This window comes from Rhizobium sp. P40RR-XXII, assembly GCF_012641405.1.
Classification (GTDB): domain Bacteria; phylum Pseudomonadota; class Alphaproteobacteria; order Rhizobiales; family Rhizobiaceae; genus Rhizobium.
Genome location: NZ_JABAII010000024.1, coordinates 36,569 through 49,609, shown reverse-complemented (window position 1 = coordinate 49,609; position 13,041 = coordinate 36,569). Strand labels below are relative to the sequence as shown.

The window sequence follows — 13,041 nt, the reverse complement described above, 5'->3', positions numbered from 1 at the left end:
AAAGTAACTATCGCCGGTGGACGGCCGAACCGGCGCAGGCAGGGCCAGCGGCCTTGAATTGCCTTTTTGCACCGCACACGTTAGAAGAGCCGCCAAAATTAAAAGACGAAAGACGGACATGCACCGGGCGGCGCGTCCGGGGAGGAGCATCATGGAGACCATCAATACGATAGCCGCCCTGCGGGAACGGCTCGGCGAACATCGCGCGGCTGGCAGGCGCATCGGCCTGGTTCCCACAATGGGCTACCTGCATGCCGGCCACATGGAACTGGTCTCCCGCGCCAGGGCCGAGAACGGCATCGTCGTTACCTCCATCTTCGTCAATCCGCTGCAGTTCGGCGCCAATGAGGATCTGGCGAAATATCCGCGCGATATCGAGCACGACGGCGCGATGCTACGCGACGCCGGCGTCGATTTCCTCTTCGCACCCGCTGTCGCCGACATGTATCCGCGCCCGATGGAGACCGTCGTCGACGTGCCGAAGCTTGGGGCGGAACTGGAGGGCGCGGTTCGCCCCGGCCATTTCGCCGGTGTTGCCACGGTCGTCACCAAGCTCTTCAATATCGTCCAGCCCGACAGCGCCTATTTCGGCGAGAAGGACTATCAGCAGGTGGCGATTATCCGCCGCATGGTCGAGGACCTCGCGCAGCCCGTTCGTGTCGTGCCGGTGCCGACCGTTCGCGATATGGATGGGCTGGCTCTCTCCTCGCGCAACGTCTATCTCTCGAAAGAGGAGCGCGCAGCCGCCGTTATCGTGCCGAAGACGCTGGCGGAAGCCGAGCGGCTCTACGATCTCGGCGCGGACGATCCCGCCGCCCTCGAGGAGGCCCTGCGCACTTTCATCGAAAAGGAGCCGCTGGCAACAGCGGAAGTCGCCGCCGTTCGTGATCCCGATACGCTGGAGCCGCTGACGAGCTTGCAGGGCCGGCCCATTCTGATCGCGCTTTTCGTACGCATCGGCACCACTCGCCTGCTTGACAACCAGGTCATCGGCCGCAAGCCATCAAACAACGAAAAGGCCGCCTGAGATGAGCACCGTTGGACACACTAAGCGCATCACGCCCGCTGCGATCGAAACCATGAAGGGTACGCGTCTGATCGTCAGCCTGACGGCCTATACGACGCCGATTGCCCGCCTGCTCGATCCGCATTGCGACCTGCTTCTGGTCGGTGATTCCCTCGGCATGGTGCTCTACGGCATGGAAACGACCGTCGGCGTTACGCTCGATATGATGATCGCCCACGGCCAGGCCGTCGTGCGTGGTGCCAAGCACGCCTGCGTCATCGTCGACCTCCCCTTCGGCTCCTACCAGGAATCGAAGGAGCAGGCCTTCCGCAACGCCGCGCGCGTCCTGAAGGAAACTGGCTGCGATGGCGTGAAGCTGGAGGGTGGCGAGGAAATGGCCGAAACCGTGGCGTTTCTCACCTCTCGCGGCATTCCGGTCTTCGGCCATGTCGGGCTCATGCCGCAGCAGGTGAATACCACCGGCGGCTATCGCTCGCTCGGCCGCTCGGACAAGGAGGCAGACAAGATCCGGCGCGACGCCATGGCGGTCGCCGAGGCCGGTGCCTTCGCAATGGTGATCGAAGGCACGGTCGAACCGCTCGCACGCGAGATCACCGCCGCCGTCGCCATTCCCACCATCGGCATCGGCGCATCGGCCGCCTGCGACGGACAGATCCTCGTTTCCGACGACATGCTCGGCCTCTTCAATGATTTCAAGCCGCGCTTCGTCAAGCATTTCGCGGAGCTGGCGCCCCTGGTCTCAAAGGCCGTGGAAGCCTATGCCGAGGAAGTGAAGGCCCGCACCTTCCCGGCTATTGAGCATACGTTTCAACCGAAGAAGTAGCCAAATAGCTGCCAACTTATCCGCGGCCAGTTTTGCTCTTCGGCTCGAATGTTCGATAGAATGCCTTCGGGCAACGATCTGAACGAGGTTAGCGCGATGATCTCCAGCGAACGTGGAAGCCTCCTTGGGGCCGGCAAGGAGGCGGAAGTCTATGAATACGGCGAGCTGGTCCTGAAATTATGGAAGGTCGACGCATCGAAGGCCGCGGCTTTTCGGGAAGCGGCGACCCTCGCAATCCTGGAGAACTTGGAAGTCAATGCTCCAAGAGTCCGAAGTGTTGGCGAGTTTGAAGGTCGCTGGGGCTTGGTCATGACACGCGTCGAGGGCCGAACCTTTGGTGACGCGATCGCCCAAAAGCCATTGCAGGCACTAGCCCATCTGAATGTTTTGGCAGCTACGCATCGAAAAATCCATGAACACAGCGGGGTTGGTCTTCCTGCTCTGAAATCGCGCTTGCATCGTGACATTGAGCGCGCCGTGCAATTGAACGAAGCCCAGCGACAGCATCTCTTGTTTAGGCTTCATCGCTTGCCGGATGGCGACAGGCTTTGCCATGGCGATTTTCATCCGTGGAATGTGCTCGGATCGCTCGAGCGGGTAACCGTGATCGATTGGCTCGATGCTTGCTGCGGAGATCCCTTTGCCGATGTCTGCCGGAGCTATGTTCTTATACATTCCTATGACAACGGCCTGGCGGCGGCCTACCTCGATGCCTACGGCGATGAAAACCGTGCCGCCATTTTGGGTTGGCTTCCTTACGTCGCGGCGGCGCGATTGTCCGAGGGCGTTTCGGATGAAGCGGACAACCTTATGAAGATGATCAGCCGTAACTCACCGGATTGAGCGTATATCGCCTTACGGCTTCGCCGACCGGGAATGGACGCTCTCTTCCTTCTCCAGCAGATAGATTGCCTCACCGAAGTCTTCCATCTTGCTTACCAATGCGGCATGGGCATCCCGAAGACCTTGATTGTAATAATACGGCCCGAACTCGGCGGTGAAGAAATCGAGCAGGAACTCGGTGGGCAACGAGCCGAGCGTCTGGTCCAGTTCATCAGCGAAATAGCGCTGAAGGCGCGCGACCATGGCTGCCTTCTCCTCCTTCGAAAAGGTGATCTTCTTCATCTGTTCATCTCTCATTTTGTGAGCGGTCTCAAAGCGCTGGATCAAAGAAATCAATTGATCCATCAAGTAAATTCAATTGCTGGCCCGGCGCACACGGCTTACACGTCCCGCCATTGAACAGCGCGGAAGCAAATGCGCAAGGGTGCAACGTCGTCGTTCCCCATGCGGGATCCGCGCCCTCGACACCGCATCCGGAGCAAAGCCGGTTTTTCCACGAAGGACAGAGCGGACCATGAGTCGCGCGGAATTTCTTGACGGATTGAAGGGCGGCATTCCCGTCGGCCTCGCCGCAGCGCCTTTCGGCGCCCTGTTCGGTGCGTTGGCGCGCGACCAAGGCATGTCGCTCGGCGAGTTGACCCTGATGAGCGGCACCGTCTATGCCGGCGCCAGCCAGATGGTCGGGCTGGACCTCTTCGGCAACCATGTCCAGGCTTGGCTCATCGTGCTGTCGATCCTGGCGGTGAACTTCCGCCACGTCCTCTATTCGGCGGCGATCGCCCGCTATATCAGGCATTTTTCGGCGGTGGAGAAGTTCTTCACCTTCTTCCTGCTGGTCGATCCGCAATTCGCCGAGACGATCAAGCGCCATGAGAGCGGCAAGACCGTGAGCTTCGCCTGGTATATCGGCTTTGCCGCGGTGATCTATGTTCCCTGGGTGCTGATCAGCCTGATCGGCGGCCTTCTCGGCAGCTTGATCGGCGACCCGAAGGCCATCGGTCTCGATATCCTGCTGCCGGTCTATTTCCTAGGCATCGTCATGGGCTTCCGCACGCGCGACAACTTTCTGCCGGTCGTCGCCGTCAGCGCAGTCGCATCAGCCATCGCCCATCGCTATGTCGGCTCGCCCTGGCATGTCAGCATCGGTGCATTGGCAGGCGTCGCACTCGCTGCAATGCTGCCGCCGGTAAAGGCGAATCGCAAGCCGGATATCGCGCACGAAAGCCACGAGGTCTGACCATGCTCGATTTCAATCCGCATATGGTCGTGCTGATTGCCGCAGCCGCTGTGGTGACTTTCCTGACGCGCATCGGCGGCTATATCCTGATCGTCAAGATGACCCGCATTCCGCCGCGCGTCGAAGCCGCGTTGAATGCCGTGCCCGCCGCCGTGCTGACGACCCTCGTCGCCCCCGCCTTTTTCATCGGCGGCTGGGATACCAAGGTGGCGATGCTCGCGGCCCTTCTCGTCGGGCTGCGCTACCCCTCGACCTATATGCTGGTCGCAGGATGGATCGTCGTCATGGCGTGGCGCCATTCCATCGGCGCTTGAGACCCGAAAAGACCCCATCCCGTTTCGAAGCGGGATGGGGTTCGTGTTTCTCAGTGACTGAGCGCGAGCGTGGCGTTTTCCAGCCATGCCCGGACGTCGTGATCATGGATCAGCGGCATCAGCGCCTCGCGCGTCTTCGCGTGATAGTCGTTCAGCCAATTTAGCTCTTCATGCGTCAGCAGCTCGACCAGAACCAGGCCGCGATCGATCGGGCAGAAGGTCAAGGTCTCGAAACCCAGCATCGGCATGTCGCCGCCCTCGATCTCCTCCGGATCGCGGATATAGATCAGGTTTTCGATGCGGATGCCGAAGTGACCCGGACGATAATAGCCGGGCTCGTTGGAAAGGATCATGCCGGGAAGCAGCTCTTGCACCGCAAGGCGCGCGATGCGCTGCGGCCCCTCGTGCACCGAAAGATAGGAGCCGACGCCGTGGCCCGTGCCATGGGCGAAATCGACGCCCGCCTTCCAGAGGGCAATACGCGCCAGTGGATCGAGATCGCAGCCACGCGTGCCCTTCGGGAAACGCGCCGTGCTGATGGCGATCATTCCCTTGAGCACCAGCGTGAAGAGACGCTTCTGCTCTTCTGAGACGGCACCGATACCGACGGTGCGGGTGATATCCGTCGTGCCGTTGATATATTGCGCGCCTGAATCGATGAGAAACAGTTCGCCGGCCTGGATCAGCCGGTCGCTCGCTGTCGTCACGCGGTAATGCATGATGGCCGCATGCTCGCCGGCGCCGGAGATCGTATCGAAGGAGATGTCCTTCAGCGGGTTCTGCATGCTTTCGCCGACGCGGGCGCGGCAGGCTTCCAGCCGTTCAGCCGCGCCGATTTCCGTCACCGTCCCCGGCTTGCTCGTCTCCAGCCAGTAAAGAAATTCGACCATGGCGGCGCCATCCTGCAGATGGGCGGCGGCCGATCCATTGATTTCAGCGGCATTCTTGCAGGCGCGCGGCAGCTTGGCGGGGTCATTGCCCTCGACGACTTCGCCGCCCTGCTGACGAACGATATCCGTCAGGGCATAGGAGGCGAGATCCGGATCGATCAGGATTCGCCCGCTATTTGCAGCCGCCCCTCCCAGTCGCTTGACGAGTTCGGACGGCGGCAGCTGCTTGCAGATCTGCGTGAGGTAAGCCTCCGCTTCGACCTTCGTCTTGCGCTTGTCGAGGAAGAGTTCGGCCTCGCCTTCCGCGTAAATGATGGCGCGCGCCAGGGGATGCGGCGTGTGCGGCACGTCGCTGCCGCGGATATTGAAGATCCAGGCGACCGAGGACGGATCGGTAATCAGCACCGCCTTGAGGTTCTTTTCCTTGAGATTGGCTGCGATCTTCGCAAGCTTGTCCCTGGCCAGGACGCCGGCCTGGCCGATATCCTGGATGATGACGCCGCCAAGCGGCTCGGCCGGCCGGTCCGTCCAGAGCTTGTCGAGCGGATTGTAGGGGAGGAAAACGAGCTTGCCGTCGATCTCAGCCAATGCCTTTTCAAGCCGGCGTACTTCCGCGCCCGTATGCAGCCACGGATCGATGCCGAGCCGGAAGCCCTTTTTCGCGTGGCGCGGCAACCAGATATGCGGCGGCTCGTTTACCAGATCGCCGCCGGTGAAAACACTTTGGTCCACTTGCTCGGCAAGCTGCGTCACATAACGGCCATCCACGAAAACCACGGCCTGGGAGTGTGTGATAAGCGCAACACCTGCCGATCCAGTGAACCCCGTGAGCCATGCCAGGCGCTCCGAGCATTTGGGCACATACTCGCCCTGATACTCGTCAGCACGCGGCACGAGGAAGCCGTCGATGCCGAGATCGCCGAAGGCGGCACGCAAGCCGGCGACACGCTCGCGACCGAATTGCGGAGTGGAGGTGACGTCGAAAGACTGAAACATGAGCTGATCCGAGACTGATGGAGATCCGTGAAACCGAATGGTGCCAGTATGTTAGAGCATGATGGCCGGAAGCGCGACGGGATTTTCGGTCGTAGCGGCGATATGCGCGGCAGCGAGCCATCGGACCCCTCTCAAGTGCCGCAGCTCCCCTCTTTGCCGTTAACGAATCCGCCCATTTCGTGAGCATCACCGATCAAATATGACAACTTCACGGCACGAAATATGCATATCGCGCATAGCTCCCATGAAAGTGCCCCCCTGCCACGCCGGCGAGCGAGTCGCTATATCCGCCGCATCAAACGGGGTTCACGACGAACCCACTCGAACAAGGACTTGAAGACAATGCCTATCACCCGCTCCGCATATGTTAGCCCGGCGCTGGCTGGCGAGCGTCGCACCGTACGCCACTCCGTCGGTTCGCTTCGTCAGCTCGAAGTCGAAACCTCGAAGGCAATCGGCGCAAGCCGCGGCGGTCGCCGCTAAGAAATTTACGAGCTACGCGTTCTATATCGATCGCAATCCGGTTCTCCTCCTCCCTTCCGGATCGTGACCAGAGCGCTAGAGCCCGCTTGAGCACTCCTCCTCCACACGCTCGCGGGCAAGATCGGTGAAAGCCGATCTTCAAGGCGGTGCCTCGGCACCGCCTTTTTTTATTACCTGCGATCTTATTACCTGCGATTGGGATAGCGGGAAGCGACCGGCTCAAGGCCGGTCGAGATGGATTGTGACCCAGCCGTTGCGCCAGATCGTGCGCACATGGCGCATGTTCGCGCCGTTATAGGCAGCCAGCACCTTCCAGCGCTGCTCCGCCAGGATACCCGATAGGATGACCGAGCCACCCGGCGCCAGATGTGCCACGAGCTGCGGTGCCATCTTGATGAGCGGGCGCGCCAGAATATTGGCGATGACCAGATCGAACGGTCCATGGCGGGAAAAGGCCGTGGAATGAAAGCCCGGCGCCGTCTCCAGCGCGATACCCGAGGCAATCCCGTTGCTGCGGACATTTTCCCGGGCGACGCGAACGGCGACAGGGTCGATATCCGTCGCCAGAACCGGAATGTTGCGCAGCTTGCGCACGGCGATCGCCAGCACGCCGCTGCCGGTGCCGAGATCGAGCGCGTTGCGCACGCGGCGGCTGACGAGAACCTTCTCGATCGTCTCCAGGCAGCCCGCCGTCGTCCCATGATGGCCGGTGCCGAAGGCCTGTCCGGCCTCGATCTCGATGGCGATATCGCTGGGGCCGACCTTGTCGCGGTCATGCGAACCATGCACGAGGAAGCGGCCGGCGCGAACCGGCTTCAGCCCTTCCAGCGACTTGGCAATCCAGTCGATGTCCGGAAGTACTTCCTTTTGAATGGGGAGTTCGGCGAAGGTGGGCTTCAGAAGCGCTTCAAAACGACCGCGCACTTCCTCTTCATCCACGGCATAGAGATAGATCGACGCTTCCCAGATGTCGTTCTTTTCGTCGATTTCCGTCGTTGCGATCGGCAATTCTTCGTCTTCGAATACCGGCGTCATCAGATCCAGGACCTGCGCGGCCTTTTTCTCGGTCGTCGTTACATAAAGGCGGATTTCGCTCAACTCGTCGCTCTTTCTCGTTCTTATTCGGCCCAGTCGATCCAGGGTGGTCTCGGCGTATCATAACCGGCAACGCTTCGAAGCAACGTCCGACGCGCCGGGCGAAAGCGCAGGAATAGCGGCGCAAACAAATTGCGCGCCGCAATTGCCAGCGGATTTCTCATGGTCACCAGTCGCGTCAGGCCGTAGGTCTGCTTCAATACCAGCGTCACGGCGGGAATTCTCAAGGCCGAATACTCCTGTTCGCGGCCTTCCGCAATGAGCCAGGCAAGCCAGCAGGCATCTTCGATGCCGAGATTCATGCCGCGTGCGCCGGCTGGCGAGTGGATATGCGCGGCATCGCCGGCCAGGAAGACATTCCCTTTCGCCATCGGCTCGACATGACGGAAACTGATGCGAAACTGCGAAGCCCAGGTCCTCTGTGCAATGGTGGCCGGATGGACGATGCGGCTTTCGAAATCCTCCAGCGTCGAGATATAGCGGAGGATCTCGGCCGCAACAGGCAGGCGCCCAATCATGCCGGGATCGAAGAGCGAGATTTCGCCGTAATGGGTATCGACCGGCTCCGCATAGCGAAAATCGGCAAGATAGAAATAGGCCTCCAGAGCCTCGCCCGGGAAGCCGGCGCCCATCGCCTTGCGAACGGCCGAATGCGCGCCGTCGGCACCGATCAGGATATCCGGTCGCACCGTCTCCGGCATGCCGTCGCTCCGGCGCAGTGTGACCTCCGGCTTCCGGAAGTCCGATATGGCTTCCGCAACCACGGCCGTCTGCCATTCGGGTGAGATGCCGTAGGCCGAAAGCGCCTCCATCAACAGGCACTCGGTGGCGCCCTGCGACAAGGCTTGAATTGCGCTGAAGCGGCCCTTCACCTCTCGGGTATCCAATTGGACAAGGATTTTCTCGTCCGAGCGGACGCGAAAGCGCTCGATCGGCTGGGCGGCGGCGAGGATGCGTTCTGCAACGCCGGAGGGAGACAGCAACGTCAGCGTGCGGGCATTGACACCGAGCGCCCGGCTCTCTTCCGTGGGTGTCGGGCCGGCGCCATCGTCGACGATGCGGGGCCTATAGCCGCGTCGGGCGAGTTCAAGCGCGGCGGTCAGGCCGACCGGCCCTGCCCCTGCAATCAGGATGGATCTGGATTTTCCCTGTTCGCCACGCCCCTCGCCCATGCAGGCCCTATCCCTTCTTGATCAGGTTCTCCAGCTTCTTCGTCGCCACGTCCGGGTCTTCTTCATAGGCGATGGTTCCGGCAAAGCGGCCTGCCGAATCCAGCAGGAATACGGAAGCCGTGTGATCCATCGTATAGTCGCCGTTCGGCTGCTTTTCGTCCGCCGGCACTTTCTTGGCGTAGACGCGGAATCCCTTGACCATGTCCATCACCTTGGCGGGATCGCCGGAAATGCCGGTAATCCGCTTCGACACATTGGAGACATACTGATCCATCACGGCGGGCGTATCACGCTCGGGATCGACGGTTACGAAATAGGCGTTGAGTTTGCTGCCATCGGGATCGACCTTCTGCAGCCAGCCGTTCAGCTCGAACAGCGTCGTCGGGCAGACATCCGGGCAATGCGTATAGCCGAAGAAGATGGCCGACGGCTTGCCGCGAAACGCCTGTTCGCTGATCGGCTGACCGCTTTGAGAAACGAGCGTGAAAGGCACGCCATAGGGACCGGATGCCGCCACCTCGGGCGACTTGCCTCCACCAAAGCTCAGCCAGCCCAATATTCCGGCCACGATCAACACCGCCACCCAAATCGCAATCCGCACGTTTCTCATGACTGCCTTTCCTCATCATTTCCGGCGACCGCACTCGACAGGCAGCGCGATCCGCCCTCCAGCCGATGTAACGGCTCGACGTGGAGGACGCAATTCAAGAAGATGTTCGCAAGGGACCGAAATCGTCGCAGCATGCGCTTTGGGGTTTCCCAAGCCTTGCTTGCTTTGTTTCTTGGCTTCACTCAGGCTCGGCGAAACAAAATCTGCGATCATGTTAAACCAATCCTAACCTGTCCGCGCCAACATCTCTTTCAAAGGTCGAACTCGACTTCGCCCGCCGCCCGAAACGCGGCAAACTCTTTGTTTCAGAAGGGCATGACGCCCGCCGGAAAGCCAGGCGTTTTCGCGCCGAAGCACCGGATGCTGCCGCTGCCCAAGCCGCTCCAGCCGATCTCTTTTTCAATCGCGAGCGTCGCTTGCCGGCGATGCCAATCGGGAAGTCCTCGAACATGACGAACGCCATCACGCAATCGGGCGCCTATCTGGAAATCGTCTCCTTCCACCTCGGCGATCAGGAATTCTGCATCGATATCATGGCCATCCGCGAAATCCGCGGCTGGGCGCCGGTGACGCCGATGCCGCATACGCCGCCTTACGTGCTCGGCCTCATCAACCTGCGCGGCGCAGTGATCCCGGTCATCGACATGGCCTGCCGCCTCGGCATGAAGATGACGGAGCCATCCGAGCGTTCGGCCATCATCGTCACGGACATTGCCGGCAAGCTCGTCGGCCTTTTGGTCGAGCAGGTCTCGGACATGATGTCGATCAAGAGCGAAGACCTGCAGCCGGCGCCGGAAATCGTCCCGGAAGCACAGCGCGCCTTCTGCCGCGGCATCGTGGCACTGGAAAAGACCATGGTCTGCTTCCTCAACCTCGATACGGTTATCGCGGATCAGCTGGCCCAAGCGGCCTGATTTCAATAAGTTAGAAGTTGGTCCTGAAAGAAGATCGCCCTGAAGCTCGGCTCCAGGGCGATCGTTTTTCATGTAACCGGCTTTGGCAGGGGTGTAGCCAATGATGCCGGTCTAGCAGGCCGTGAACAGGGGCAAGAGTCGCCTCCGTGTTCGCTTTCAAAATTGCATCAAAAAGATGCAAACCGAAAGCAACCAGAAGCAATTCGACAACCCAAGAGTATGACTTTTTTTGGTATTACCTCTTCGCGAGTTGTGATTGCGGTATCCTGGTAACGACGAAGCACCTCATGCAAAGTCGCGGTCCGCTTTAGTTGGGCTTGCCCTTCTTCCATGTAACCTGTTGACCAAACAAGGGTATCGTCGAAATCGCCATCTTGGCCGAACCGTCCACTAGCTGGCGTGAATGGATGAGGTAGATCAACGTGTCGTTCTTCTTGTCGTAGATCCGGGTGACGACCAGCTTTTTCCAGATGAGCGACAATCCTGCGCGAAACACCTCCTCGCCGCCTTGCGACAGGTTGATATCGCCGATTTCGATCGGTCCGGTCTGGCGGCAGGCGATGGAATTGTTGGAGGGATCCTCGAACCAGTTGCCCTTGCGCAGCCGGTCGATGACGCTGCGATCGAAATAGGTCACATGGCAGGTCACGCCGGAGACTTCCGGGTCCGGCACGGCATCGACCAGAATGTCATTGCCCGTCCAATCCACGCCGACCTTACCGACGACCTCGGCGGAAGCGGAAACGGGCGCCATGGCCAGAAGAGACGCGGCAATGGCGGCAAGCAATTTCGGTGAACGCATCAATCATCCTCCAACAGCGGCCGCGGGGAGCGAAGCGGCATGGCTAAGGTAAGGTGGCCGATGAACGATGCAAGATAAGGCCGGCAATCCGTATCGGATGCAGCCGGGACGCCACCGCCAAAGCGCCGGCGTCCCAACGAAAACTTGAGGCGTTGCAGCTTACTTCTGGCTGATCGTAACGGCTCCGGTCTCCAGCAGCGACTTGAGGTTCGACAGAATTTTAGGCCAGCCGCCCGAAACAGCCTCGATGAACTTGGAGTTCTCCACATCGATCGCATGGGTGACGGTCAGCTTCACGGCGTTATCCGCGGGCTCCAATTCCATTACGCAGCGCGACCAGCCCTCGGCTTTCAACTCGGGGCGAAATTCGTTGCGCCATTTGAAAGCCAGCCGGCGAGGCGGATCGAATTCCGCAATCTCTCCGGTGTCGGCGACGCGACCATCCGGAAAGAGCATTTTCCATGGCGCACCGACCTTCCACTCCGTGTCATGGACCATGTCGAACCAATATTGCTTGATGAATTCCGGCGTGGTCAGCGCCGACCAGAGCTTCTCCGGCGTGGTGCGGATGAAGGTGACGTAGACGAATTTGCTTTCAGCCATGTCATTTCTCCTTGTTTGAATATCTGTGCCTGTCGCGGTTACTGACCGCCCTCCTCTTCCAGCGCTTTCTTCAAGGCCGAAAGCGCGCCCAGATGACGGCGTTCGAACTTGCTGATCCAGCGCTCGGCAATACCGTTGATCGGCACCGCGTTGATGAAATGCAGCTTCTCGCGGCCATGCTTCTCCGAGGAGACCAGGTTGGCCTCTTCCAGAATGGCAAGGTGCTTGGCCACAGCCTGGCGGGACATCTCCAGATCTTCGCAAAGTGCGCTCAGGGTCTGCCCGTTGCGCTCGTAGAGCCTGTCGAGCAATTGCCGCCGGCTGGCATCCGCCAGCGCCTTGAAAACTGCATCATCATTCACGGATACGGAACCATCTAGTTGCCTATTTGTTATATATAGGCAACTAGATGGTTGCCTGTCAAGTTGCCGATGGAAGGCAAGCAGAGGGAATTCCGCCTGGAATGATTGACAATAGCGCCACCGCATCGGATCATTCGCGCATGATCGCAAACCGCACCGTCACGATGCACCTTCACATCATCTCCCCCCTTGCAGGGCGAGTGGAAACTGTGTTGCGCTGAGCTAACCGCGATCCATCTCAACCCTGCCGAGGCGAGCAGGGTTGAAGCCTCCTTGCTCTCCTCCCCTTGACATCAAAGGAGAGCCCATGAATTCCGACCAAGACGACCCAAGCAAGCGACGACCGGGCAAAATCGGTCCGATCGAGATTCGCGCAACGCGGCCGTCGGATGCCGAAGCAATTGCGGCGATCGCCAATCTCCCCGGTTTCCGCGCCGGCACCTTGCGCCTGCCCTTTCAAAGCCTCGAGGAAACGCGGGGATGGCTGGAAAAACCCGCCCCAGACTCAACACGCCTTGTCGCGGAGGTAAACGGGCAGGTCGTCGGCAATGCCGGCCTGAACCGCCTTGCCGGCCGGCGGATTCACACCGGCAATATCGGTATGGGCGTGCATGACGATTTTACGGGCTGCGGCATTGGGTCGGCACTGTTGGGCGCCCTCGTCGATACCGCCGACAACTGGCTTGCGATCAAGCGTCTGGAGCTGAGCGTCTACGTCGACAACGCACCGGCCATCCGGCTCTACGAAAAATTCGGGTTCGAAACCGAGGGCCGTTTGCGCGCCTTCGCATTCCGCAACAGCGAGTATGTCGATGCATTCACGATGGCGCGGCTGAAATTCTGAGCGATAAGGGCGGCGGATTACGATTC

The 13,041-nt window shown here is 60.2% G+C and carries 16 protein-coding genes; 8 read left to right on the top strand and 8 right to left on the bottom strand.

The window, feature by feature from the left end; translation table 11 throughout:
* The first annotated feature begins 151 nt into the window (after positions 1-151).
* From panC to HGP16_RS30255, 3 genes are all read left to right on the top strand, one after another.
* Positions 152-1,027 (top strand): pantoate--beta-alanine ligase, encoded by an 876-nt coding sequence (gene panC, locus HGP16_RS30265; protein WP_168843643.1) that lies wholly within the window; start codon positions 152-154, stop codon positions 1,025-1,027.
* A 1-nt stretch (position 1,028) separates the two neighbouring features.
* Positions 1,029-1,850 carry a 3-methyl-2-oxobutanoate hydroxymethyltransferase gene (panB, locus tag HGP16_RS30260; RefSeq protein WP_168843642.1) on the top strand — a complete coding sequence of 274 codons (822 nt, stop codon included), beginning with the start codon at positions 1,029-1,031 and terminating at the stop codon, positions 1,848-1,850.
* Positions 1,851-1,946: 96 nt separating this feature from the next.
* Positions 1,947-2,693 carry an aminoglycoside phosphotransferase family protein gene (locus tag HGP16_RS30255; RefSeq protein WP_168843641.1) on the top strand — a complete coding sequence of 249 codons (747 nt, stop codon included), beginning with the start codon at positions 1,947-1,949 and terminating at the stop codon, positions 2,691-2,693.
* A gap of 12 nt (positions 2,694-2,705) precedes the next feature.
* Here the strand turns inward: HGP16_RS30255 and HGP16_RS30250 are convergent, their stop codons facing one another.
* Positions 2,706-2,975 (bottom strand): DUF2164 domain-containing protein, encoded by a 270-nt coding sequence (locus tag HGP16_RS30250; RefSeq protein ID WP_168843691.1) that lies wholly within the window; start codon positions 2,973-2,975, stop codon positions 2,706-2,708.
* A 232-nt stretch (positions 2,976-3,207) separates the two neighbouring features.
* Here HGP16_RS30250 and HGP16_RS30245 point away from each other — a divergent pair, with 232 nt between their 5' ends.
* Together HGP16_RS30245 and HGP16_RS30240 are read left to right on the top strand one after the other, a co-directional pair.
* Positions 3,208-3,930 carry an AzlC family ABC transporter permease gene (locus HGP16_RS30245; RefSeq protein ID WP_168843640.1) on the top strand — a complete coding sequence of 241 codons (723 nt, stop codon included), beginning with the start codon at positions 3,208-3,210 and terminating at the stop codon, positions 3,928-3,930.
* A 2-nt stretch (positions 3,931-3,932) separates the two neighbouring features.
* The gene (locus tag HGP16_RS30240) at positions 3,933-4,244 is read left to right on the top strand and encodes an AzlD family protein (protein WP_168843639.1); all 312 of its coding nucleotides are present in this window, start codon (positions 3,933-3,935) and stop codon (positions 4,242-4,244) included.
* A gap of 50 nt (positions 4,245-4,294) precedes the next feature.
* Here HGP16_RS30240 and HGP16_RS30235 read toward each other — a convergent pair whose 3' ends face one another.
* Complete coding sequence (locus HGP16_RS30235) at positions 4,295-6,130, bottom strand: aminopeptidase P family protein (RefSeq protein ID WP_168843638.1); 1,836 nt, start codon at positions 6,128-6,130, stop codon at positions 4,295-4,297.
* A 342-nt stretch (positions 6,131-6,472) separates the two neighbouring features.
* On the opposite strand from HGP16_RS30235, the gene HGP16_RS30230 reads away from it, so the two are divergent.
* Positions 6,473-6,613 (top strand): hypothetical protein, encoded by a 141-nt coding sequence (locus HGP16_RS30230; protein ID WP_168843637.1) that lies wholly within the window; start codon positions 6,473-6,475, stop codon positions 6,611-6,613.
* Positions 6,614-6,832: 219 nt separating this feature from the next.
* Here HGP16_RS30230 and HGP16_RS30225 read toward each other — a convergent pair whose 3' ends face one another.
* From HGP16_RS30225 to HGP16_RS30215, 3 genes are read right to left on the bottom strand one after another with little or no spacing between them, the layout of a single operon-like run.
* Positions 6,833-7,711 (bottom strand): 50S ribosomal protein L11 methyltransferase, encoded by an 879-nt coding sequence (locus HGP16_RS30225; RefSeq protein ID WP_168843636.1) that lies wholly within the window; start codon positions 7,709-7,711, stop codon positions 6,833-6,835.
* A gap of 20 nt (positions 7,712-7,731) precedes the next feature.
* Positions 7,732-8,880, bottom strand: coding sequence for an NAD(P)/FAD-dependent oxidoreductase (locus HGP16_RS30220; RefSeq protein WP_168843635.1), 1,149 nt, complete (start codon positions 8,878-8,880; stop codon positions 7,732-7,734).
* Between the two features lie 7 nt (positions 8,881-8,887).
* Positions 8,888-9,490, bottom strand: coding sequence for an SCO family protein (locus tag HGP16_RS30215; RefSeq protein ID WP_168843634.1), 603 nt, complete (start codon positions 9,488-9,490; stop codon positions 8,888-8,890).
* 449 nt (positions 9,491-9,939) lie between these two features.
* On the opposite strand from HGP16_RS30215, the gene HGP16_RS30210 reads away from it, so the two are divergent.
* Entirely contained in the window at positions 9,940-10,404 is a 465-nt protein-coding gene (locus HGP16_RS30210; protein WP_168843633.1) for a chemotaxis protein CheW, read from the top strand.
* 307 nt (positions 10,405-10,711) lie between these two features.
* Here the strand turns inward: HGP16_RS30210 and HGP16_RS30205 are convergent, their stop codons facing one another.
* The 3 genes from HGP16_RS30205 to HGP16_RS30195 all read right to left on the bottom strand — a co-directional run bounded on the left by HGP16_RS30205 (position 10,712) and on the right by HGP16_RS30195 (position 12,171).
* Entirely contained in the window at positions 10,712-11,206 is a 495-nt protein-coding gene (locus HGP16_RS30205) for a CreA family protein (RefSeq protein WP_168843632.1), read from the bottom strand.
* Positions 11,207-11,365: 159 nt separating this feature from the next.
* Positions 11,366-11,809: an SRPBCC family protein gene (locus tag HGP16_RS30200; protein WP_168843631.1), complete on the bottom strand. Its 444-nt coding sequence runs from the start codon at positions 11,807-11,809 to the stop codon at positions 11,366-11,368.
* 38 nt (positions 11,810-11,847) lie between these two features.
* A complete protein-coding gene (locus HGP16_RS30195) occupies positions 11,848-12,171 on the bottom strand; it encodes a helix-turn-helix transcriptional regulator (protein WP_168843630.1) in 324 nt (107 codons plus the stop codon).
* A gap of 307 nt (positions 12,172-12,478) precedes the next feature.
* Between HGP16_RS30195 and HGP16_RS30190 the strand changes: the two genes are divergently transcribed.
* Complete coding sequence (locus tag HGP16_RS30190; RefSeq protein WP_168843629.1) at positions 12,479-13,015, top strand: GNAT family N-acetyltransferase; 537 nt, start codon at positions 12,479-12,481, stop codon at positions 13,013-13,015.
* The last annotated feature ends 26 nt before the right edge of the window (positions 13,016-13,041 follow it).

Excerpts from the sequence above, each read along its gene's own strand:
- HGP16_RS30190 (WP_168843629.1), top strand. The coding sequence starts at position 12,479 with ATGAATTCCGACCAAGACGACCCAAGCAAGCGACGACCGGGCAAAATC.
- HGP16_RS30240 (WP_168843639.1), top strand. The coding sequence starts at position 3,933 with ATGCTCGATTTCAATCCGCATATGGTCGTGCTGATTGCCGCAGCCGCT.
- HGP16_RS30255 (WP_168843641.1), top strand. The coding sequence starts at position 1,947 with ATGATCTCCAGCGAACGTGGAAGCCTCCTTGGGGCCGGCAAGGAGGCG.
- HGP16_RS30245 (WP_168843640.1), top strand. The coding sequence starts at position 3,208 with ATGAGTCGCGCGGAATTTCTTGACGGATTGAAGGGCGGCATTCCCGTC.
- HGP16_RS30205 (WP_168843632.1), bottom strand. The coding sequence starts at position 11,206 with ATGCGTTCACCGAAATTGCTTGCCGCCATTGCCGCGTCTCTTCTGGCC.
- HGP16_RS30220 (WP_168843635.1), bottom strand. The coding sequence starts at position 8,880 with ATGGGCGAGGGGCGTGGCGAACAGGGAAAATCCAGATCCATCCTGATT.
- HGP16_RS30210 (WP_168843633.1), top strand. The coding sequence starts at position 9,940 with ATGACGAACGCCATCACGCAATCGGGCGCCTATCTGGAAATCGTCTCC.
- HGP16_RS30250 (WP_168843691.1), bottom strand. The coding sequence starts at position 2,975 with ATGAAGAAGATCACCTTTTCGAAGGAGGAGAAGGCAGCCATGGTCGCG.
- HGP16_RS30230 (WP_168843637.1), top strand. The coding sequence starts at position 6,473 with ATGCCTATCACCCGCTCCGCATATGTTAGCCCGGCGCTGGCTGGCGAG.
- HGP16_RS30200 (WP_168843631.1), bottom strand. The coding sequence starts at position 11,809 with ATGGCTGAAAGCAAATTCGTCTACGTCACCTTCATCCGCACCACGCCG.
- HGP16_RS30235 (WP_168843638.1), bottom strand. The coding sequence starts at position 6,130 with ATGTTTCAGTCTTTCGACGTCACCTCCACTCCGCAATTCGGTCGCGAG.
- panC (WP_168843643.1), top strand. The coding sequence starts at position 152 with ATGGAGACCATCAATACGATAGCCGCCCTGCGGGAACGGCTCGGCGAA.
- HGP16_RS30215 (WP_168843634.1), bottom strand. The coding sequence starts at position 9,490 with ATGAGAAACGTGCGGATTGCGATTTGGGTGGCGGTGTTGATCGTGGCC.
- panB (WP_168843642.1), top strand. The coding sequence starts at position 1,029 with ATGAGCACCGTTGGACACACTAAGCGCATCACGCCCGCTGCGATCGAA.